This is a genomic window from Niveibacterium terrae (assembly GCF_048213115.1).
GTDB classification, from domain to species: domain Bacteria; phylum Pseudomonadota; class Gammaproteobacteria; order Burkholderiales; family Rhodocyclaceae; genus Niveibacterium; species Niveibacterium terrae.
In genome coordinates this window covers 2130425-2150205 of the sequence record NZ_CP172404.1, presented here as the reverse complement: position 1 = coordinate 2150205, position 19781 = coordinate 2130425, and the positions used below count along the sequence as shown (strand labels likewise).

19 protein-coding genes are annotated in these 19781 nt (G+C 65.0%); 10 read left to right on the top strand and 9 right to left on the bottom strand.

Translation table 11 applies throughout. From position 1 onward, the window contains the following. Entirely contained in the window at nucleotides 1–675 is a 675-nt protein-coding gene (gene modB, locus ACHFB9_RS09940) for a molybdate ABC transporter permease subunit (RefSeq protein WP_417066828.1), read from the top strand. Continuing rightward, the gene (modC, locus tag ACHFB9_RS09935; protein WP_417066827.1) at nucleotides 653–1759 is read left to right on the top strand and encodes a molybdenum ABC transporter ATP-binding protein; all 1107 of its coding nucleotides are present in this window, start codon (nucleotides 653–655) and stop codon (nucleotides 1757–1759) included. Before modB ends, modC begins: the two co-directional genes overlap by 23 nt. A gap of 22 nt (nucleotides 1760–1781) precedes the next feature. On the opposite strand, the gene nifW is transcribed toward modC, so the two are convergent. The 5 genes from nifW to erpA all read right to left on the bottom strand — a co-directional run bounded on the left by nifW (nucleotide 1782) and on the right by erpA (nucleotide 6353). Then, nucleotides 1782–2108 (bottom strand): nitrogenase stabilizing/protective protein NifW, encoded by a 327-nt coding sequence (gene nifW / locus ACHFB9_RS09930; RefSeq protein ID WP_417066825.1) that lies wholly within the window; start codon nucleotides 2106–2108, stop codon nucleotides 1782–1784. Nucleotides 2109–2124: 16 nt separating this feature from the next. After that, entirely contained in the window at nucleotides 2125–3264 is a 1140-nt protein-coding gene (gene nifV / locus ACHFB9_RS09925) for a homocitrate synthase (protein ID WP_417066823.1), read from the bottom strand. A 221-nt stretch (nucleotides 3265–3485) separates the two neighbouring features. After that, the gene (locus ACHFB9_RS09920; RefSeq protein WP_417066821.1) at nucleotides 3486–3914 is read right to left on the bottom strand and encodes a hypothetical protein; all 429 of its coding nucleotides are present in this window, start codon (nucleotides 3912–3914) and stop codon (nucleotides 3486–3488) included. 139 nt (nucleotides 3915–4053) lie between these two features. Then, entirely contained in the window at nucleotides 4054–5961 is a 1908-nt protein-coding gene (gene hscA, locus ACHFB9_RS09915; protein WP_417066819.1) for a Fe-S protein assembly chaperone HscA, read from the bottom strand. Nucleotides 5962–5999: 38 nt separating this feature from the next. After that, the gene (gene erpA / locus ACHFB9_RS09910) at nucleotides 6000–6353 is read right to left on the bottom strand and encodes an iron-sulfur cluster insertion protein ErpA (protein ID WP_417066817.1); all 354 of its coding nucleotides are present in this window, start codon (nucleotides 6351–6353) and stop codon (nucleotides 6000–6002) included. Nucleotides 6354–6647: 294 nt separating this feature from the next. Between erpA and rsxA the strand changes: the two genes are divergently transcribed. Genes rsxA through ACHFB9_RS09875 form a run of 7 tightly spaced genes read left to right on the top strand, consistent with a single transcriptional unit; the run spans nucleotide 6648 to nucleotide 11943 of the window. Beyond that, entirely contained in the window at nucleotides 6648–7229 is a 582-nt protein-coding gene (rsxA, locus tag ACHFB9_RS09905) for an electron transport complex subunit RsxA (protein WP_417066816.1), read from the top strand. A 25-nt stretch (nucleotides 7230–7254) separates the two neighbouring features. Beyond that, a complete protein-coding gene (locus tag ACHFB9_RS09900; RefSeq protein ID WP_417066814.1) occupies nucleotides 7255–7782 on the top strand; it encodes an RnfABCDGE type electron transport complex subunit B in 528 nt (175 codons plus the stop codon). 8 nt (nucleotides 7783–7790) lie between these two features. Continuing rightward, nucleotides 7791–9278, top strand: coding sequence for an electron transport complex subunit RsxC (rsxC, locus tag ACHFB9_RS09895; protein ID WP_417066812.1), 1488 nt, complete (start codon nucleotides 7791–7793; stop codon nucleotides 9276–9278). Then, nucleotides 9275–10348, top strand: coding sequence for an RnfABCDGE type electron transport complex subunit D (locus tag ACHFB9_RS09890; protein WP_417066810.1), 1074 nt, complete (start codon nucleotides 9275–9277; stop codon nucleotides 10346–10348). The genes rsxC and ACHFB9_RS09890 overlap by 4 nt, the downstream gene beginning before the upstream one ends. Beyond that, the gene (locus ACHFB9_RS09885) at nucleotides 10345–10980 is read left to right on the top strand and encodes an RnfABCDGE type electron transport complex subunit G (protein ID WP_417066808.1); all 636 of its coding nucleotides are present in this window, start codon (nucleotides 10345–10347) and stop codon (nucleotides 10978–10980) included. The genes ACHFB9_RS09890 and ACHFB9_RS09885 overlap by 4 nt, the downstream gene beginning before the upstream one ends. After that, nucleotides 10980–11666, top strand: coding sequence for an electron transport complex subunit E (locus tag ACHFB9_RS09880; protein WP_417066806.1), 687 nt, complete (start codon nucleotides 10980–10982; stop codon nucleotides 11664–11666). Before ACHFB9_RS09885 ends, ACHFB9_RS09880 begins: the two co-directional genes overlap by 1 nt. 1 nt (nucleotide 11667) lies before the next feature. After that, nucleotides 11668–11943 (top strand): RnfH family protein, encoded by a 276-nt coding sequence (locus ACHFB9_RS09875; protein WP_417066804.1) that lies wholly within the window; start codon nucleotides 11668–11670, stop codon nucleotides 11941–11943. 296 nt (nucleotides 11944–12239) lie between these two features. On the opposite strand, the gene ACHFB9_RS09870 is transcribed toward ACHFB9_RS09875, so the two are convergent. After that, a complete protein-coding gene (locus ACHFB9_RS09870) occupies nucleotides 12240–12653 on the bottom strand; it encodes a SoxR reducing system RseC family protein (RefSeq protein ID WP_417066802.1) in 414 nt (137 codons plus the stop codon). Between the two features lie 378 nt (nucleotides 12654–13031). Between ACHFB9_RS09870 and nifA the strand changes: the two genes are divergently transcribed. Then, nucleotides 13032–14681: a nif-specific transcriptional activator NifA gene (nifA, locus tag ACHFB9_RS09865; RefSeq protein ID WP_417066800.1), complete on the top strand. Its 1650-nt coding sequence runs from the start codon at nucleotides 13032–13034 to the stop codon at nucleotides 14679–14681. A gap of 23 nt (nucleotides 14682–14704) precedes the next feature. Here nifA and ACHFB9_RS09860 read toward each other — a convergent pair whose 3' ends face one another. From ACHFB9_RS09860 to ACHFB9_RS09850, 3 genes are read right to left on the bottom strand one after another with little or no spacing between them, the layout of a single operon-like run. Beyond that, entirely contained in the window at nucleotides 14705–15256 is a 552-nt protein-coding gene (locus ACHFB9_RS09860) for a chemotaxis protein CheW (RefSeq protein WP_417066798.1), read from the bottom strand. A 9-nt stretch (nucleotides 15257–15265) separates the two neighbouring features. Further along, nucleotides 15266–17470 (bottom strand): HAMP domain-containing methyl-accepting chemotaxis protein, encoded by a 2205-nt coding sequence (locus ACHFB9_RS09855; RefSeq protein ID WP_417066796.1) that lies wholly within the window; start codon nucleotides 17468–17470, stop codon nucleotides 15266–15268. Further along, nucleotides 17467–19773, bottom strand: a complete 2307-nt coding sequence (locus ACHFB9_RS09850) for a chemotaxis protein CheW (RefSeq protein ID WP_417066794.1) — start codon at nucleotides 19771–19773, stop codon at nucleotides 17467–17469. Before ACHFB9_RS09850 ends, ACHFB9_RS09855 begins: the two co-directional genes overlap by 4 nt. Nucleotides 19774–19781 lie beyond the last annotated feature (8 nt).

The window sequence follows — 19781 nt, the reverse complement described above, 5'->3', positions numbered from 1 at the left end:
GTGCTCGAAATTTTCTCGGCTTCGTCGGTCTGGCTGACGCTGCGCCTGGCCAGCGCGACGCTGATCCTGCTGCTCGCGATCGGCACTCCGCTCGCCTGGTGGCTGGCGACGACGCGCTCAAGGCTCAAGGGGCCGATCGGCGCGGTCGTCGCGCTGCCGCTGGTGCTGCCGCCGACCGTGCTGGGTTTCTACCTTCTGATCCTGTTCGGCTCAGAAGGGCCGCTCGGGCGTCTGACCCAGGCGTTGGGGCTGGGCATCCTGCCTTTCACCTTTTCCGGCCTGGTGCTGGCTTCTGCGCTCTATTCGCTGCCCTTCGTCGTCCAGCCGATTCAGAACGCTTTCGAGGCTTTCGGTGCCCGCCCGCTCGAAGTCGCTGCGACGCTGCGCGCCGGCCCCTGGGACCGCTTCTTCACGGTGGCCCTGCCTCTGGCCCGACCCGGCATCATCACCGCCTGCGTGCTCGGCTTTGCGCACACGGTCGGCGAGTTCGGTCTGGTGCTGATGATAGGCGGCAACATCCCGGGCAAGACCCGGGTGCTCTCGGTCGATATCTACGACCACGTCGAAGCGCTCGAATACGTCGAGGCGCACTGGCTGGCCGCAGGCATGCTGATCTTCTCCTTCATCGTCTTGCTGCTGCTCCACTCATTCAATGCCCGACCGCGCGCCTGCTGACCCCTCTTCGCTGATGATCCGCTTCGCCGTTTCCTATGCGGACTTCGCGCTGGAACTCGCACTGGAGCTGCCGGGCAGGGGGGTGACGGCGCTGTTTGGCCGCTCCGGTTCGGGCAAGACGACTTGCCTGCGCGCGATCGCCGGCCTGCAGCGTGCACGCGATGCCTATGTCGCGATCGGCGAAGAGCTCTGGCAGGACGACTCCGCGGGCCTCTTCGTGCCCGTGCACCGCCGCTCGCTCGGCTATGTGTTCCAGGAGGCGAGCCTCTTCCCCCATCTGTCGGTGCGCGGAAATCTCGATTACGCACAGCGCCGGGTTCCGCGCGGCGCCCAGAGAGTCCCGTTCGAGCAGGCGGTCTCGCTGCTCGGCGTCGAGGCGCTGCTCGATCGGCGCCCAGCCGGCCTCTCGGGCGGCGAGCGACAGAGGGTCGCGATCGCCCGGGCGCTGCTGACCAGCCCCCGGCTGCTGCTGATGGACGAGCCGCTGGCCGCGCTCGACAGCCAGAGCAAGGCGGCCATCCTGCCCTATCTGGAGAAGATGCACGACGCGCTGGCGATCCCGGTCCTCTATGTGACTCACTCGGTCGAGGAGCTCGCCCGCCTCGCCGATCATATGGTGTTGTTCGAAGCGGGGCGGGTCATCGCATCAGGCCCCTTGCGCGAGGTGCTGACCCGGCTGGATCTGCCGACCGCGCGCGGCGACGACAGTGGTGTCGTCATCGAAGCGCGTGTAGCGCTGCACGATCCTGCCTATGCGCAGACCCGGCTCGAGTTCCCGGGCGGCTCGCTCTGGGTCGGACGGCTCGATAAGGCCTTGGGCGACTCGGTGCGGGTCAGGGTGCTCGCGCGCGACGTGAGCCTCGCGCTCGCCGCGACGACTCCGAGCAGCATCCTGAACGTATTGCCGGCGAAGATCGTTGAGATCCACGACGACGGCCCCGAGCGGGTCAATGTGCTGCTGAAGCTCGGCGATGAGGGCAGTCCGCTGCTCGCGCGCATCACCCGCCGTTCGCGCGATCTCCTCGCGCTCGCGACCGGGCAGTCGTTGTTCGCGCAAGTCAAGAGCGTCGCGCTGCTCGCCTGAAGCTGATTCGTGAACCGCTCGATCAGGAGCGGTGCAGAGTAGCTTTCAGGCTATCGAGCGAGACCCGCTTGCCGTCATGATCCTGGAAAACCTTGAAGACCTTCTCCCGGGCCGGCGTCGAGCGGACGAAATCCGCATAGGCCTCGGCGAGCCATTTGCGGTAGCGGGCGTAGAGCGCGGCGTCAGACAGTCCTGAAATCTCGGTATCCCGCCTCAGGTACTGGTAGAAGCGCTTCAGGATGTGCAGCCGCGAGACATTGACGACTTCGGCATCATAGGCGAGTGCGAAGAAGTTGAGGAAGTCCTCGGCCGAGGACAGGCGCGCGAGTTTCTGAGTCAGTTCATCCATGGGGCAAGCTCCGTTTTCAGATCTGGAAGGCCGGATCCGGCATCGTTTCCAGGTAGAGGTTGCGCAGCTCGCTCTCGTCGGGGCTGCGCTTGGTATCCATCGCAAAGCGGCGAATGCTCTCGAGCAGCCTGGGCAGCTGGGTGCGGTCGGGTACGCAGCCGATCGCCGCGCAGGCGCTGAGCACCGCATGCGAGCCCGAGTGCTTGCCGAGCACGGTGCGGTGCGTGCGCCCGAGCTCGGCGGGGTCGAATCCCTGATAGGTGTGCGGATCTTTGAGCAGGCCGTCGACGTGGATGCCCGCCTCGTGCGTGAACACCGCTTCGCCGACGATGCTCTTGTTCGCGGCGACACGCCGTCCCGACGCCTGCTCGACCCTGAGCGAGATCGCCGGCAGCGCGGTGCTGAGCACGCCCATGTCGATGCCGTGGATGTGCCGCATCGCCATCACGACTTCCTCGAGCGGCGCGTTTCCCGCCCGCTCACCCAGACCGTTGACCGTCGTGCTCGCATGGCTCGCCCCTGCACGGAAGGCCGCAAGCGTGTTCGCGGTGGCGAGGCCCAGATCGTCATGGGCGTGGATCTCGAGCTCGATGTCGACGGCGCTGCGCAGCTTCGCGACGATCGCGGCCGTCGCGAACGGGTCGAGAATGCCCAGCGTGTCGGCGAAGCGCAGCCGCCGGGCCCCGGCCCTCTGCGCCGCCTCGGCGATCCGGCATAGAAAGTTGGGGTCGGCGCGCGACGCATCCTCCATGCCGACGCTGACCTCTTTGCCGCCCTCGAGAACCCGGAGCACATGTGGAGCGATCTGCTCCAGCGCCCAGCGGCGATCGCGCCCGAGCTTGGCGGCGAGCTGAAGATCCGAGACCGGGATCGCCAGATGGACGATGTCGGCCGGGCTGGCGAGCGAAGCGGCGATGTCCGCGCCGGTCATCCGCCCCCAGACCATCAGCGTGACGCCCAGATTTCGCCGCGCGATCTCGCGGATCACGTCGAGTTCGGCCTCTCCCATCGCCGGGATGCCGACTTCGATCTCGGTCACTCCGGCGCCGGCGAGCACTTCGGCGATGGCCAGCTTCTCTTCGGCTGTGAAGGCGACCCCCGCGGTCTGCTCGCCGTCGCGAAGGGTCGTGTCGTTGATCGTGAAGGACTGGGGCATAGCGCTCTCCTCTTGCAGGGAGTTCAGCAAGCCTCGTGCCAGAAGGCGAGCAGGAGAGACGATGCTGTGGAGTGACTGGATTCGCGTGGATTGACATGAAGACGGGACTGAGCCTCGGGGATGCTCCCCGGCCTTCGTTTCGGTACGGCTGTCGCCTTTGTCCGCTTGGCGACACTACTTCCCGAACGAATGGGGCAAAGGACTCGGATCGCGTTCTGAGGTCAAGACCTGTCAGAGCGGTCTTCGCAGAAGAAACCGCGCGACTTGAGCCAGGTCCAGGCCTCGTTGAGATCGGAACAGACCCGCTTCTCTTGCTGCACCGGAGTCGGGATTTCAATCTGCCGGCTGAAGGTTGCGTCCAGGATGGTGTTGGCATGGATCCGGCAGAAGGCCTGGGCGCCATGCTCGGCGCACCAGAACTGCATTTCCTTGCCCAGCTCGAAAGCATCCGGCGTGCTGCCTTCCCATCGACGGACGTCGATCAGATAGGCCCAGCGGGATGGGGAACCCTGGGCCAGCCAGAACCCGCGGAAATCACGGAACAACGCCGAGGCGCCTTCCTGGTTGAATGTGCCGGCCGCCTCGACGGCCAGCACCTCGCCGCAACGCCAGAACCGGTACTCACCATGTGCGCTGAACGTGCGACTCATGATTTCCACCCTCACGACGGCCTGTCCAGGGAAGGCTCGACTCAGCTTCGATCCTAGACAAGCACAGGGATGCTGGCCAGCGGACTTGATCGGGGTGTGCGCACTGTGCGCTACTGTGCATTGGCCTGCTCTGAGCGGGTCAGGCCCTCTTCCTGTCCTTGCCCGACCACAGCGGCTCCGCGTCGTCCGCGAGCGATACTCCGGAGAGGGCGCGGCGGATGCTCAGATTCATCCGCCGCGCGGCGAACTCGGTCGAGGCCTGGTTTAGCGCGGTGGTCTTGGCGCGGATCTGGGCCTCTGCTGCGCCGGTCTCCAGCGCGTCAGCGAGTTCGGCGATCGCCGTCTCCAATGCCCGGTATTCGGCGCGTGCGAGCAGCTGATGACCGTCCTCGGCGAGCGCGGCGAGGCTCGCATCGACGAGGCGGCGCGCGTCGACCTGGGCTTCACGGAGCATCCGCTCGGCCATGTCCGAATCGGCCGAGCGGATGCTGTCGGCGAGCATCTTGGTGATCGCCCCGTCGTCCAGCCCGTAAGAGGGTTTGACGCTGACGCGCGCTTCGACGCCCGTGCTCTGCTCGACCGCGCTGACCGAGAGCAGGCCGTCGGCGTCGATCTGGAAGCTGACGCGGATTCTTGCCGCGCCGGCCGCCATCGCCGGGATACCGCGCAGCTCGAATCGCGCGAGAGAGCGGCATTCGCTGACCAGTTCTCGTTCGCCCTGCAGCACATGGATGGACATCGCAGTCTGCCCGTCCTTGAAGGTCGTGAAGTCTTGGGCTCGGGCCGTCGGCAGCGTTGAGTTGCGCGGCAGTATCTTCTCGGCGAGGCCGCCCATTGTCTCGATGCCGAGCGAGAGCGGGCAGACGTCGAGGAGCAGCCAGTCCTCGGCGGAGGAGCGGTTGCCGGCCAGCGCGTTGGCCTGCAGCGCGGCGCCCAGCGCGACGATCTCGTCCGGATTCAGATGGGTCAGCGGGGCGCGGCCGAAATGGAGGGCGACGGCCGCGCGGATCTGCGGCATCCGCGTTGCGCCGCCGACCAGAACCACGTCGGTGATGTCCTCGGGGGAGAGGGACGCATCGCGCAGCGCGCGGCGCACCGATACCATCGTCTTCGCAACGAGCTCGCGGCTGAGCGCTTCGAAGTGCGCGCGCGTGAGCGCCAGCGTGAAGGCGCGGCCGTCCTCGAGCGCGACGCGCAGCTCGGCGCGGTCAGATTCGGACAGCGCTTCCTTGGCCCGTCTGGCTTCGCTGGCGAGTGCGCGCAGATCTCCGGGCGTGAGCGCTTCGAGTGCGAGCTCGCGGCGTGCCCAGTCGACGATCCGCTGATCGAAGTCGTCGCCGCCCAGTTCGGCATCGCCGTGGGTCGCCAGCACTTCGAAGAGGCCGCGCGAGAGACGCAGGATAGATAGGTCGAAAGTGCCGCCGCCGAGGTCATAGACCGCGAAGATGCCTTCGGCCGCGCTGTCCAGACCATAGGCGATCGCCGCGGCGGTCGGCTCGCTGAGCAGGCGCAGCACGTTCAGGCCGGCGAGCTTGGCCGCGTCGCGGGTCGCCTGGCGCTGCGCGTCGTCGAAATAGGCCGGGACCGTGATCACGGCGCCGACCAGCTCGCCGCCCAGGCTCTGTTCGGCGCGTTCGCGCAGGCTCTTCAATATCTCGGCCGAGACCGCGACCGGCGAGCGCGGCCCGCTGCGGGTCTTGATGCCGAGCATGCCCGGTGCGTCGATCAGCTGATTCGCGCGCCGATGAGCGGGGAGGTCGGCGAGCGAGCGGCCCATCAGACGTTTGACCGAGGCGATCGTATTGAGCGGGTCCGCGCACTGCGCGGCCTGCGCGGCGCGCCCGACCGCGGTTTCGCCGTTCTCGTCCAGATAGCGGACCACCGAGGGCAGCAGCACCCGTCCTTCTGCGTCGGGAAGCACGCGGGCCGCGCCGCTGACGACGCTGGCGACCAGCGAGTGGGTAGTACCGAGGTCGATGCCGACTGCGAGGCGCATCTGGTGCGGCGCAGCGCTCTGGCCGGGTTCGGCGATCTGGAGCAGGGCCATGATTTCCTCCTGGAGGGAGAGGGGGAGCCTGGGCGATTTCAGACTGTGAAGGAGCTGCCGCAGCCGCAGGTCGAGGTCGCGTTCGGGTTGTGGATCACGAAGCGTGCGCCTTCGAGGGAGTCCTCGAAATCGACATCGGCCCCGGCGAGGTATTGAAGGCTGACCGGGTCGACGAGCAGCGTCACCGCGCCTCTGCGGATCCGTATGTCGTCTTCGTTGGCGTTCTCCTCGAACGCGAAGCCGTACTGAAAGCCCGAGCAGCCGCCGCCGCTGACGTAGATACGCAGCTTGAGCTCCGCGTTTCCTACTTCGGCGATCAGCCGCTCGACCCGCTCGATCGCGGTGGCCGAGAAACCCAGTGGATCCGGAAATTCCATCGCAGGCGTGTCCATCGCATCTCCTCAAGGGGGCCGGGATGTCCCGATGACCTGATCCCTAGCAACTCGCGGGCCAGAGCGCATCGCTTTGTGCTGCGGGCCTTGCCGGATTTCGCGGTGCGCGCGTGATGTCGCGATTGTCGGTTTAGCGCCGTCGATGTCCGCGCCCAACGCTTTCCATGAAGATGAGCGTCTTTGGAAAAACGCCAGAAAATCAATGGCGTAGGGCTGATTTCGAGAGTGGCACGCTCCCTGCTACCGGCTCTACGTCGCCAGCCCGCCAGGCTGGCCTGTGCCGGAGAGCAAGACATGCGAGAGATGCTTTTGCTGTTGCTGGGTACCGCGGTCGTCAACAACGTGGTGCTGGTTCGCTTCCTGGGTCTTTGCCCCTTCATGGGCGTGTCGAAGAAACTCGATGGCGCAATCGGCATGGGCTTGGCGACGACCTTCGTGATCACGCTGACCTCGGCGGCGACCTGGATGCTCGACCACCTGTTGCTGGTGACGCTGGGGCTCGGCTATCTGAAGATCCTCGCCTACATCCTGGTCATCGCCGCGGTCGTTCAGTTCGTCGAGCTCGCCGTGCGCAAGACTGCGCCCGAGCTCTACCGGGTCCTGGGCATCTATCTGCCGCTGATCACGACCAACTGCGCGGTCTTGGGCATTCCTCTGCTCAATTCGCAGGAGGGCGCAAGCCTCGTGCGCTCAGTCGGAATCGGCTTCGGCTCTTCGCTCGGCTTCACGATGGTGATGGGGCTGTTCGCCGGTCTGCGCGAGCGGCTCGAGTTTGCCCGCGTTCCGGCGATCTTCGCTGGAGCTCCGATTGCCTATGTCACGGCGAGCCTGCTAGCCCTGGCCTTCATGGGCTTCGCGGGCCTGGCCGCGCACTGATTTCACGCTTCTGAGGAGAAATTAAATGATCTCTGCTGCGATCAGCCTATCTGTGCTGGCGGCCTGTCTCGGGGTTCTGCTGGGGGTGGCCGCCCGCGTCTTCCATGTCCAGACCGATGACCGGGCCGCCGAGATCCTGGCGATGATGCCCGGCTCCCAGTGCGGGCAGTGCGGCTACCCGGGCTGCGCCGGCGCCGCCGCCGCACTCGCTGCGGGAGAAGCGCCGGCGAGTATCTGTCCGGCCGGAGGTCAGGCGTTGGCCGAAGCGCTGGCGGCGAAACTGGGCTTGCTCCTCGTCGCCGGCTCGGTGCGCAATCCCGTGCCGGTCGTGGCCGGGGTTCGCGAGGACATCTGCATCGGCTGCACGAAGTGCTTCCGGGTCTGCCCGACCGACGCGGTCGTCGGCGCGGTCAAACAGCTTCACGGCGTCATGCCCGATGCCTGCACTGGTTGTGGCAAATGCGAAGAGAACTGCCCGACCGGAGCGATCGTCCTCGCTCCGCTTCCCGCCACCCCGTCGAGCTGGGTGTGGCCCAAGCCGACCTGGGCGTAGGAGATACCATGGCCAGCCCCGTCATTCCGCCCATCCGCCTGCTCTTGCAGCGCTGGGGCGTCCATCCCGACAGCCACAAGCATCCGGCCTCGGAAGTCGAAATCGGCACCCTGCCTTTGCCCCCCCAACTGATACTGCCCTTGCAGCAGCACGCCGGAGCGCCCGCCCGAGCTCTGGTTGCGGTCGGAGATCACGTGCTGTGCGGGCAGATGATCGCCGCGCCGGGCGGCAAGGTTTCCGCCCCCGTCCATGCGCCTACTTCGGGCCTCGTCGTTGCGATCGGCCCGTCGCCCGTTCCCCATCCTTCCGGTCTTTTGGCGGACGCGATCGTGATCGAGCCGGACGGCCACGAGCTGGCGATCGATTTCGCCGGCGTCGCGGATCCGTTTGCGCTGAGTCCGGCCGAGATCGCGAAGCGGGTTGCCGATGCCGGAGTCGTCGGCATGGGCGGCGCGACTTTTCCGTCGGCGATGAAGCTCGAACTCGGGCGCAAAAGCGCGATCGACACGCTGATACTGAACGGTGGCGAATGCGAGCCTTATCTCTCGTGTGACGACCGGCTGATGCGCGAGCGCGCCTCGGGCATCGTCGATGGCGCGCGGATGATCCTGCACGCGACCGGTGCGGTCCGGGCGCTGATCGCTATCGAGGACAACAAACCCCGGGCGATCGCCGCGATGCGCGAAGCCGCGCGGGGCTTCGCCAAGCTCTTTGTAATGAAGCTGCCCAGTCGCTACCCGATGGGTTCGGACCGCCAGCTGATCCAGACCCTGACCGGGATAGAGGCTCCCGCCGACGGGCGTGCCGCCGATGTCGGCGTGATCGTGCATAACGTCGGTACGGCCTATGCGGTGCACCGCGCGGTTCGCCATGGCGAACCGCTGATCCGCCGCATCGTGACCGTGGCCGGTGGCGCGGTCGCCGCGCCACGCAACGTCGAAGCCTTGATCGGAACGCCGCTGTCTCACCTTCTCGCGCACTGCGGAGGGCTGATCCGCGAACCGGTGCGCACCGTGATGGGCGGCCCGATGATGGGCATCGTGATGCCTTCGCACGCCGTGCCGGTCATCAAGGGCACCAGTGGAGTGCTGGCGCTGACCGCGGCCGAGACCGAAAGCCCGGAGCCCGGGCCCTGTCTGCGCTGCGGGGCTTGCGTCGATGCCTGTCCGGTAGGCCTGATGCCTTTCGAGATGGCGGCACGGGTCAGGGCAGGGGATCTGCCCGCGGCGGGCGCTCTGGGCGTCGAGGACTGCATCAGCTGTGGTTCCTGCGGCTACGTCTGCCCGTCCAGCATTCCACTGGTCCATCTTTTCTATCACGCGAAGGGCGAGCTGTGGTCGCGCGCCCGTCATCAGAAGCAGCTCGATGCGACGCGCGCGCTCGCCGAAGCGCGTGCCGTGCGCGTCGAACGGGAAGCCCGCGAGAAAGCCGAGGCCGCAGCGCGGCGCAAGGCCGAGCGGGCCAAGGCGGCCGCCGCCCAGGGAGAACAAGCATGACGGACATCAGTTTGCCGATTTCCTCGCCGCACGCGCACGGCGGGCGATCCGTCGCGAAGGTGATGAGCCTCGTGATTCTGGCCCTGCTGCCGGCGACCGCCTTCGGTTTCTGGCAGTTCGGCTGGCCAGCCTTCTTCTTGTGGGCCGTGACCGTCGCGGGCTGCCTTGCGACCGAAGCGGCTTGGCAACGCCTGGCGGGCGCATCGGCCTTCGCGAGCCTTGCCGACGGTTCGGCGCTGCTGACCGGTTGCTTGCTCGCGATGTCGCTGCCGCCCTGGGCGCCCTGGTGGGTCGGCGTGGTCGGAGGCGTCTTCGCGATGGCGATCGGCAAGCACATCTTCGGCGGGCTGGGGCAGAACCTGTTCAACCCGGCGATGGTCGGGCGGGTCATGCTGTTGGTCTCCTTTCCCGTGCCGATGACCCAGTGGTTGGCGCCAGCCGGGGCGCACTCGCCGAGCTTCATCGACTCGCTGACGATCACCTTCTTCGGCGGCGGAGTGCCCGACGCGATGGCCAGCGCCTCCTTGCTCGGCCACGTCAAGACCGAGGCGAGCCGCGGAATCTCGCTGCTCCAGTCGCTGGGAAGCTTCTCTTTCCCCGACGTAGGCCTGGGGGCCCGGGCCGGAAGCATGGGGGAAACCGCCGCGCTGGCGCTGCTGACAGGAGGTCTGGCTCTGGTCGCGCTGAGGATCATCCCCAAGCGTCTGCCGATCTCATTTTTTCTCGGACTAGCCGTCCCTGCCGCGCTGGCCCACGCGATGGCGCCGCAGATCTACCTGTCCGCGCCGGTCCACCTGCTCTCGGGCGGGGCGATGCTCGGTGCCTTCTTCATTGTCACCGACTACGTCAGCTCGCCGAGCACGCCGCGCGGCCAATGGCTCTACGGCCTGGGCTGTGGCGCGTTGACCTGGGTCATCCGCACCTGGGGCGGCTACCCGGAAGGGCTCGCCTTCGCCGTGCTGTTGATGAACGCGCTGACCCCGCTGATCGACCGCTGGACCCGGCCGCGCATTTTCGGCCGCCGGCGCAGCGGCGAATCGCTTGCCGCCACAAGGGAGGGCGCGCGATGAACGAAAAGATCAAACAAGCTCTGTGGTATCAGGGCGTTTCGCTCGGTGCGACCGGACTCGTCGCGGCGCTGATCCTGGCCGCGGCCAACAACGCGACCGAAGCGGCGATCGTCCGCGCCCGCGCCGACGATCTGCAGCTCTCGCTCGCCCAGGTGCTACCCGAGGGCTTCGCCGACAACGACCTGTTGAAGGACTCGATCAAGCTCACTGGCAGCGACGGCGCGCCGGTCGAAGTCCACCGTGCCCGCCGCAAGGGCAGGGTGGAGGGACTGATCTTCGAGGCGCGCGGCAAGGGCTATGCGGGGCCGGTCGTGCTGGTGATGGCGATCGATCGCACTGGACGCGTGCTCGGCGTGCGGGTCATTCAGCACAACGAGACGCCAGGCCTCGGTGACAAGGTGGATGCGGCGAAGACCGAGTGGATCCACTCCTTCGAGGGCAAGTCCCTGGGGCAGCCTTCTGTTGAGCACTGGGCGGTCAGGAAGGACGGAGGCGATTTCGATCAGTTCGCCGGCGCAACGATTACGCCCAGGGCGGTGGTCGGCGCAGTTAAAGGCGGTCTGCAACTCTTTGCCGCGCGCCGTGCCGAGATGCTCGGCGAGCCGCGCGTGGCCGCAACGGGAGCGCAATGATGAGCGAGAAGACTCTGTGGCAGGTGAGCGCCGATGGGCTCTGGAACAACAACGTCGTGTTCGCCCAGATGCTGGGCATGTGCCCGACGATGGCGCTGACCAGCAGCGCGACGAACGGGCTGGGCATGGGCCTGGCGACGACCGCGGTGCTGGCGACCTCGAACGCGCTGGTCGCCAGCATCAGGCACTGGGTCAGCCCGCATGTGCGCATCCCGATCTTCATCGTGCTGATCGCGGGGCTGGTGACCCTGGTCGATCTGACGCTGAACGCCTTCCTGCATGACTTGTACAAGGTGCTGGGCCTCTATATCGCGCTGATCGTCGCGAACTGCGCCGTGCTGGGCCGCGCCGAAGCGTTCGCGCAGCGCTCGCCGGTCATCGCCTCGGCCGTCGACGGTGCGGCGATGGGCCTCGGATTTACCTTCGCGCTGACGCTGATGGGCGCGATCCGCGAAGTGCTGGGGGCCGGAACCCTGTTCGCGAACGCCCACCTGCTGCTCGGGCCGCACTTTGCTTTCCTCGAAACCCGCGTGATCCCCGGCTACGGCGGCTATCTGATGATGATCCTGCCTCCTGGAGGTTTCCTGACCCTGGGCTTGCTGATTGCACTGCGCCGCTTCATCGAGATCAAGCGGGTCGGCAGCGTCGCGCCCGAGACTGGGCACACTCTTCAATGCGGAGCCTGAAATGATGCAGATCGCCGTCGCTTATGCCGGGGAGAGCCGCCGCCTCTGGCTCAAACTCGAAGTCGCCGAGGGATGCACGGTCTACGATGCGATCGAGCGTTCGGGCATCCTCGCCCAGTTGCCGGGGCTGGACCTCGAAACCCAGAAGGTCGGCGTTTACGGAAAAGTTGTCCCGCTCGATGCACCGCTGCGCGAAGGCGACCGGGTCGAGATCTATCGCGCGATCACCTGTGACCCGAAAACCGTGCCGCGCCGCCAGGGGGCGGAGGACGACTGACTCCCCGGAGCATGCTCTGGGGAGTCAGTCGCAGCCTTTATGCAGAGCATGCTCTGTTAGGTCAATCTCAGGTATTGATCGCGTCCTGGCTCGTACTTTCGCTCAGGCAAAGAAGCTCAAAGGCATTCCTCACGCAGAGCCGCAGAGCCACAGAGGAAGACCAAAGTCAGAAGCGCTTCCTGTGTTTCTGGCCACCCCGTCGGCCAGGGAACTGCTTCCCAAAGTGCAGAGCCGGATCTTGGCTCTTGTTTTGAGGGGTTTGGTTCTCTCTGCGGCTCCGCGGCTTGGCGTGAGACCTATTTTGACTCTGGCTGGGCGATCCTCGGCGTGCGCTGGAAGCGCGGCAGGCGGGCGAGCTGACGGCTCACCAGAAAGCCCAAGCCCAGGCCCGCAAAGGCCGCGCCGCCGATCCAGGCGTCCGTCCAGCCGGCGAGGCTCGCCGCCATCAGCGCGATCAGAAAGCCCGCCATCGGCAGGCCATAGAGGATCAGGCCGGCGCTGATCAGCTCTCGCGCGCCGAGTTCAACCGTCACGATGCCATCATTGACCAGCCGCATTCCCGCGGGCAGCGGCAGGTCGATCTCGCCCGCCTCGCCCGAACCGGCGCAATGACCTCGTGCGCGGCAGGCGCCGCAGGCCGATTCGCGCTCGAAACGCAAGCGAGCCTTGCCTCTGTCAATGCTGACTACTGTCGCGCTGCGCTCCAACATCGCCTTCTCCAAAAAAAGCTCTCCTGGTCTTGCAAGCAAGAGATGCTCCAGGCCCGTGCTTCATGCCTTTCGCGGGTTTCATGACTCCGCGATGGGATGGTTTGTCGCGTTTGCAACAATTCATGGCGCTTGCACGAAAACAGCGCAGCTTGCCCCTTTATGCGTCGCGAATCGCACATTCGCTGAATGCGCATTGCTGCACCAGCGTGTCGAACCACGCTTTCCTGGCGGGGAAGGGGGGGGGATTTTGACGGCGCGGCCAGGCCCGGTACGGTGTTTGCTTGTGTGTGCATGGGATCAAGCTTTACCCGGAGACGCGCAGGCCGCTTCCCCCTGGCTTGGCGTTTGCGCCGGAAATCAGCAAGGAAATCCTGAACCATGACCACTGCCGTCGTTCTCTGTCCCTCCCGGCAAACGCGAGCCCAGATCGAACTGTCCACGGTCTATGAGATCGGCAAGATCCTCAGCGCCACCTCGGATCTACGGCGGGCTCTTCGCGAAACGCTGAACATTCTTGCCAACTACCTGGGTTTTTCGCGCGGCACGATCGTGCTCCGCGAGGAACTCGGTGGGAGCGAGGCGCTGGAACTCGTTGCCGCGACGGGCCTGAGCCCCGAGGAATGGGAAGCGGGCTGCCTCAGTGCGGGTGACGGCGCGGTCGGCAAGGCCTATGCGTCGGGCCTGCCGGTCGTTGTGCCGGATATCGCGGCCGAGCCGCTGTTCGTCGAGGAGGCCGAGTCGCGCCTCGCCAGCGCTTACCCGATCGCCTTCATCGGCGTACCGGTTCGCCACGGCCGGCGGACTCTGGGCGTGCTGAGCGTCGATCGGCCCCGTCTTCCCGGCGGAGCGGGCTTTTCGGCCGACGTGCGCTTGCTGGCGATGGTCGCAAACCTGATCGGTCAGGCTGTTGCGCTCGCCCAGGTCAGCGCGAGGGGCCGTCCAGGAGCCGATGTGGAATCAGGGCGCCCAGACGCGCGGCCGCGTTACAGGATAAAGAATGTGATCGGCTGCTCGCGGAAGATGGAGAGCGTGTTCGCCGAGGTGCATCAGCTCGCACCGGCGCGTTCGACGGTGCTGCTGCGCGGCGAAAGCGGGACCGGAAAAGAAGTGATTGCCCGGGCGATCCACGATCTGTCACCGCGCAACAGCGCGCCCTTCGTCAAGGTCAACTGCGCGGCGCTCAGCGAGACTCTGCTCGAGAGCGAGCTCTTCGGGCACGAGCGGGGGGCCTTCACCGGAGCGACCGGCGAGCGCAAGGGGCGCTTCGAACTTGCCGACAAGGGAACGCTCTTCCTCGACGAGATCGGCGACATCTCGCCGGCCTTCCAGACCAAGTTGCTGCGCGTGCTCCAGGAGCGCGAATTCGAGCGGGTTGGCGGTTCGCGTTCAATCAAGGTCGATGTGCGGCTGATCTGCGCAACCAATCGCGACCTCGAAACCATGGTTGCGAACGGGGAGTTCCGCGCCGATCTGTACTTCCGGATCAACGTCGTCAGCGTCTTCCTGCCGCCGCTTCGCGAGCGTCCCGAAGACATCGCCGCCCTGGCCGAGCACTTCCTGCAGCGTTTCAATGCCGAGAACGGCCGTTCGATGACGCTGAGTCCGACCGCCCACAAGCTGATGCGGGCCTGTAACTGGCCGGGCAATGTCCGCGAACTCGAGAACTGCATCGAGCGGGCGGCAACGATGTCCCGCCACCAGGAACTGGAAGCGCTTGATTTTCCGTGCTCGGTCAACCGTTGCATGAGCCAGATCCTGCACTTGGCCGGCAAGGGCGATCTTCTGTCAGGACGAGCCCCGCTTCCTGCCCTTGAAGACGATGCGAGCGGCTTTGACGATTCGCCCGCTCCCCGGCCTCCCGCTCGTCGCTTCGGCAACGAGAAGCCGGAAGGCGAGCGCGAGCGGCTGATCTGGGCGATGGAGCAGTGCGGGTGGGTTCAAGCGAAAGCCGCACGGCTGCTCAATATCACGCCCAGACAGATGGGCTACGCGCTGCAGAAGTTCGCGATCGAAGTGCGGCGCTTCTGAGTGGAGCAGCCGCACTCCCTTCTTCAAGCAGTCGAGTTTTGCGCTTTGCCAAGGTTCGCTAGGACCGAGATCTCGTCGAGCGAGAGGACGCGGTCCGGATTGATCAGCACGACGAACTCGTCTCCGATCCGCCCCATCCCTTCGATGAAATCGCCACGTATCCTCGCGCCAAATTCCGGAACATCCTTGATGTCGCAAGTTGGGATATCCAGAACTTCGTTGACCGAGTCGACGGTCATGCCCAGCTGCTGCCGGCCTTTCTCCGTGTCGATCTCGACGATGACGATGCAGGTGCGCCGCGTGTCCTCACCGGCTTGTCGGCCGAAGCGCACTTTCAGGTCGAGGACCGGAACCACGGCTCCGCGTAGGTTCAGGACGCCCCGGATGTAGGGCGGGCTCAGCGGGACCTGGGTGACAGAGCCATATTCGATGATCTCCCGGATCGACAGGATGTTGATCCCGAACATCCCGTCATCGAGCATGAAGGTCAGGTACTGCGGTTTGTCCTCGTCTGAATGGACGGCTAGGGCGGTCATCGCCACCAGCCGGGTTTGTCCTTGCTCTAGCGTCTGCATGCTCGGCTCCTAGAAACGTACGAATTCGTCGCCGCCGTCCAAATCCGGTCTCGACTCCTTCTTCTTCTGATTTGCCGCCCCCCTGGCTTGCCCGCCGCCGCGAACAATGGCCTTGCCTGAGACGACGCGAGGTTTTTCGAGCGTTTTCAGCGTGAAGAATTCCATCAGCTCCTGCAAGCCATGAGCCTGACCGCTGATCTCCTCGGCTGTCGCCGCGAGTTCTTCGGAGGCCGAGGCGGTTTGCTGAGTGATCTGACTCAGTTGTCCCATCGCGGTATTGACCTGTTCGACGCCGATCGACTGTTCCTGGGAGGCAGCCGTAATCTCCTGGACCAGATCGGCGGTTTTGCGTGTCGCAGGGACGATATCGTCGAGGTGCTGGCCGGCTTTCTCGGCCAGAGCCACGCTGTTCCCGGCCAACTGGCCGATCTCCTGGGCGGCGACTTGGCTGCGCTCGGCAAGCTTGCGAACTTCCGCGGCGACGACCGCGAAACCTTTGCCGTGCTCGCCTGCACGCGCCGCCTCGATCGCGGCGTTGAGCGCGAGCAGGTTGGTCTGGTAGGCGATGTCGTCGATGATGCCGATCCGCTTTGCGATCTGCTTCATCGCGGCGACCGTCTCGGTGACGGCTTTCCCGCCCTCGGCTGCTTTGTCCGTGCCATCCGCGGACATTGAGTCTGCGACCTTCGCATTTTCGGTGTTCTGTTTGATCGACGCGCTCATCTGCTCGACCGATGCGGAGGTCTGCTCGACGCTCGCCGCCTGCTCGCTCGAAGCCTGCGACAAGGACTGCGCAGTGGAGGAGATCTGGCTCGTCGCGGTGGCCAGCGCTGCGCTCGTCTGGTTGACCTCGGCGATCGTCGAGGCGAGGCGGGCCGTCGTCTCGTTGATCGCATCGGCAAGCACCTTGAATTCGCCCTGATATTGCTTCTCTATGCTCTGGGTCAGATCGCCCGAACTCAAGGCCCGCATCACGCGCTTGGCTTCGTCGATTGGAGCTACGACCGCATCGACCAGATCGTTGAGCCCCTGCAGGACTTCCTGGAACTGGCCACGGTGATGGGCGGTATCGCCACGCACCGACAGGCGCCCGGCGATCACCGCTGCGGTCAGCTGTTCGATGTCCGCGATCAGCTGGTTCAGCGGGGTCACGATTGCATCGAGCGTGCCATTGACACCCTCGACGACCTTGCGGAACTCGCCCGGGTGGCGGGATGCGTCGGCGCGGGTGCCGAACTCGCCGCGGATCGCATCGCCCGAGAGCATGTTGATATCAGAGATCAGCGCATGGAGCGGAACGACGATCGCATCGAGGGTCTGGTTCGTGCCCTCGACGATCTTCCGGAAGTCTCCCTGATGCCGGCTGACGTCTCCGCGTGCATCCAGGTCGAGCCGGCTCGCCGCAACATTGAGCGTGCTCATTTCGGAGATGACTGCGTTTAGTGCCTGGACCATCCTGTGCATCGCCGCCATCAGGCTGTTGTTGTCGCCGGCCTTTAGCGTGATCGAGCCGGTGAGATCGCCGACCGCGATTCGATTGGCGATCTCGGCTGCCAGATCGGGCTCGCCGCCCAGCTGGCGCAAGAGGGCGCGGGTGATGAAGAAGGCGATCGCCGCGACGACGACCAGGGTCAGAGTCGCGATCAGCAGGGACGTAGTCAGCGAGCTGCTTTTGTCCGCTGCGGCCTCATCTACCCCTTTTTTTGCTAGAGCTATCTTGTACTCGAACTGCTCATTGACGAGGGCGCCGAGTTTCTCGGCGACCGGAAGAATTTTCGCGACCAGACTCAAAGCTTTTTCCTTGTCGTTGGCGCGTGAAGCTTCCATGACCGGTTCGATCAGAAGCTCGTAACGATCCCATAGACTTTTCTCCTGCTCAAGCAGGTTCTTGTCCTTGTCGTCAGCGATGTGGGCTTCGTACTTTTTCATCGCCTCACGCGTGGCGACGCGGTAGCTGTTGATCGTGGCTTCGATCGCGGTCTTCTTCGCTTCGTCCGTGTTCAGGATGTGCCGGTTCGTCTCCAGCCGTGTCTGCAGGATGCTCGTGCGCAGCTCATCGAGAGCGACGAGGCTGGGCACGGAGTTGGTCGTTCCGTAACTGGCCGCGCCGAAGACCTTTTCCATCTGTACCAGAGACAGCGCGGTCAACACAATGATGCCGAGCAGTGCGGAGCCGGCCAGCAGCCCCATTTTTTTCGCGACGGTGAGTTTCATTTCCCCTCTCCAGTGAACGGGATCGAACGGTTTTGACGACGCTTGCTTTCACTTTTGATGACGCGATTGACCAGACCGGGGACATCAAGAATCAGCGCAACCCGGCCATCGCCGAGGATCGTGAAGCCGCTGATGCCACTGAGTCCTTCGAACATCGCGCCCAAGGGACGGATCACGGTCTGGAATTCCCCTCTGAGGCGATCGACGACCAACCCGGCACGATGTCCGGCGTACTGGACGACGACGACGTTCTCCCGCTGAACCGGATCGAGCAGGAAGTGAAGATCCTCGTCGGCGGCCAGCGCGGCAGCCCCCTCTGCGCTGAGCAGTGAAGGTCCTGAGCCCAGGCGATCGCCGCAGGAATTCTCGCCATCCATCCCTGGTGCTTGGTCTGGGATCGCGAAGAGCTGCTTGAGCCGGATAAAGGGAAGGACTTCACCGCGCAGGTTCAAGTGGTCGCTGTTCTCGCTGCTCTCTGCGTCAGGCAGTTCGACGCATTCGACGACCGTGTCCAGAGGGATCACGAAGCACGAGTTGCCGACTCCGACCAGAAAGCCATCGATGATCGCCAGAGTCAGCGGCAGGCGGATTCTCAGGCGGGTGCCCTGGCCTTCGTTGCTGGCGATCTCTATGCTTCCGCGCAGGGCGGCGATGTTGCGGCGCACGACATCCATGCCGACGCCCCGCCCCGAGAGATTGCTGAGCTGATCCGCGGTCGAAAACCCGGGTTCGAAGATCAGCTGGTCGATGTCCTGATCCGAGAGCGTCTGATCCGCCCGGATCAGGCCGCGCTCGATCGCCTTGGCCCTGATGCGCTCGCGCTTGAGCCCCGCGCCATCGTCAGACACTTCGATCACGATGCTTCCCGAGTCGTGGAAGGCATTAAGCGTTATCGTGCCAAATGCAGGTTTGCCGCAGGCCAGCCTTTCCTCGGCGGCTTCGATGCCGTGATCCATCGAGTTGCGCACTAGATGGGTCAGCGGATCGGTGATTTTCTCGACGACGGTTTTGTCCAGTTCTGTCTCTGCGCCGAGGATCTCCAGCCGGATGTCCTTGCCCAGCTCGGCGCTGACGTCACGTACGACCCTCTGGAAGCGGTTGAAAGTGGCTCCGATCTGCACCATGCGCAGGCTCAGCGCCGAATCGCGGATTTCCTCGACCAGGCGGGAGAGCCGCGCCAGCGCTTCGAGCAGGTCTGGGGCGCTCACGTGCTGGGCGATCAGCTTGGCTCCAGCGCTGGCGATGATCAACTCGCCGATCTGGTTGATGTGCTCATCGAGCTTCACGGCATTGACGCGGATTGATCCAGAGTCCGATCCTGTTCCCCTCGCTTCCTTGACTCTCTTCTGCTTGTCGAGTGCGGCGGCGACGACCTGAGGATGAACCCTCTTCTGATCCATCAGCAGCTGGCCGATTGGGCTCTGCGGTTTTTGTTGGCCGTTACCCTGGTGGTTCAGCGCGTCTTCGAGTTCCGCCCGCGTCAAGGTGCCGCAGCGCACGAGGATCTCGCCAAGCAGCATCTCCTCCTCCGGCATCTCGTCGATCAGCTTCTGGTACTGGGTGATCTTGCTGTGCGGGGGAAGGATGCCGATGTGTGCGTCATCACGGACGAACTCGAAAACATCTTCGATTGCGGCCTTGTCTGCATCGGTTCGAAAGCTGATTTCAAAGCCGAGATAGCAGGCCTCGGGGTCGAGCTCGCTCAGGGGCGGAATGTGCTCGATCAGCGTGACGATCTCGCTGATCTCACCGATTCGTTTCAGATAGCGGATGAAGGACAACGGATCCATGCCGTTGCGCAGCACGTCGGGGCTGAAACGTAGCGAGATGTGCCAGTTTTCGGAGCTGACGCCTTCTGTCTGCGCCGTCTCCTGCTCTGGTGCGACCGGGTGGGGAGATGAGGGTTGATCCTTCTCCGGGAGCCAGGCCTTGAGCTTGTCCGCCAGATCGTCACTGCTTCGCTGCGTTTCTTTGTCGTGTTCGGTTCCTTCGGCGATTCTCGTGATCAGCAGCCCGAGGTGGTCGCAGACACCGAGGAGAACGACGACCAGCTCGGAGCAGATCGCGAGCTGTCCGCTGCGGACCCGGTCGAGGACGCTCTCGGCCGTGTGGGTGAAACCGACGATGTGATCCAGACCGAACAGGCCGGCAGAACCCTTGATCGTGTGCGCCGCGCGGAAGATCGCGTTGATCGTGTCCGAGTCGTCGGGCATCTGCTCGACGCGCAGCAGCGCGTTTTCCATCTGTTCCAGCAGCTCTCGGGCTTCAACGATGAAGAGCTGTAGCGATTCGTCGAGTTCCATCGTTTCTT

Bases quoted from the DNA above. Each gene is read 5' to 3' on its own strand.
- ACHFB9_RS09875 (WP_417066804.1), top strand. From the start codon at position 11,668: ATGATGCAGATCGCCGTCGCTTATGCCGGGGAGAGCCGCCGCCTCTGG.
- ACHFB9_RS09900 (WP_417066814.1), top strand. From the start codon at position 7,255: ATGATCTCTGCTGCGATCAGCCTATCTGTGCTGGCGGCCTGTCTCGGG.
- ACHFB9_RS09870 (WP_417066802.1), bottom strand. From the start codon at position 12,653: ATGTTGGAGCGCAGCGCGACAGTAGTCAGCATTGACAGAGGCAAGGCT.
- ACHFB9_RS09920 (WP_417066821.1), bottom strand. From the start codon at position 3,914: ATGAGTCGCACGTTCAGCGCACATGGTGAGTACCGGTTCTGGCGTTGC.
- ACHFB9_RS09850 (WP_417066794.1), bottom strand. From the start codon at position 19,773: ATGGAACTCGACGAATCGCTACAGCTCTTCATCGTTGAAGCCCGAGAG.
- ACHFB9_RS09880 (WP_417066806.1), top strand. From the start codon at position 10,980: ATGAGCGAGAAGACTCTGTGGCAGGTGAGCGCCGATGGGCTCTGGAAC.
- hscA (WP_417066819.1), bottom strand. From the start codon at position 5,961: ATGGCCCTGCTCCAGATCGCCGAACCCGGCCAGAGCGCTGCGCCGCAC.
- ACHFB9_RS09885 (WP_417066808.1), top strand. From the start codon at position 10,345: ATGAACGAAAAGATCAAACAAGCTCTGTGGTATCAGGGCGTTTCGCTC.
- nifV (WP_417066823.1), bottom strand. From the start codon at position 3,264: ATGCCCCAGTCCTTCACGATCAACGACACGACCCTTCGCGACGGCGAG.
- ACHFB9_RS09855 (WP_417066796.1), bottom strand. From the start codon at position 17,470: ATGAAACTCACCGTCGCGAAAAAAATGGGGCTGCTGGCCGGCTCCGCA.
- nifW (WP_417066825.1), bottom strand. From the start codon at position 2,108: ATGGATGAACTGACTCAGAAACTCGCGCGCCTGTCCTCGGCCGAGGAC.
- rsxA (WP_417066816.1), top strand. From the start codon at position 6,648: ATGCGAGAGATGCTTTTGCTGTTGCTGGGTACCGCGGTCGTCAACAAC.
- ACHFB9_RS09890 (WP_417066810.1), top strand. From the start codon at position 9,275: ATGACGGACATCAGTTTGCCGATTTCCTCGCCGCACGCGCACGGCGGG.
- rsxC (WP_417066812.1), top strand. From the start codon at position 7,791: ATGGCCAGCCCCGTCATTCCGCCCATCCGCCTGCTCTTGCAGCGCTGG.
- nifA (WP_417066800.1), top strand. From the start codon at position 13,032: ATGACCACTGCCGTCGTTCTCTGTCCCTCCCGGCAAACGCGAGCCCAG.
- modC (WP_417066827.1), top strand. From the start codon at position 653: ATGCCCGACCGCGCGCCTGCTGACCCCTCTTCGCTGATGATCCGCTTC.
- erpA (WP_417066817.1), bottom strand. From the start codon at position 6,353: ATGGACACGCCTGCGATGGAATTTCCGGATCCACTGGGTTTCTCGGCC.
- ACHFB9_RS09860 (WP_417066798.1), bottom strand. From the start codon at position 15,256: ATGCAGACGCTAGAGCAAGGACAAACCCGGCTGGTGGCGATGACCGCC.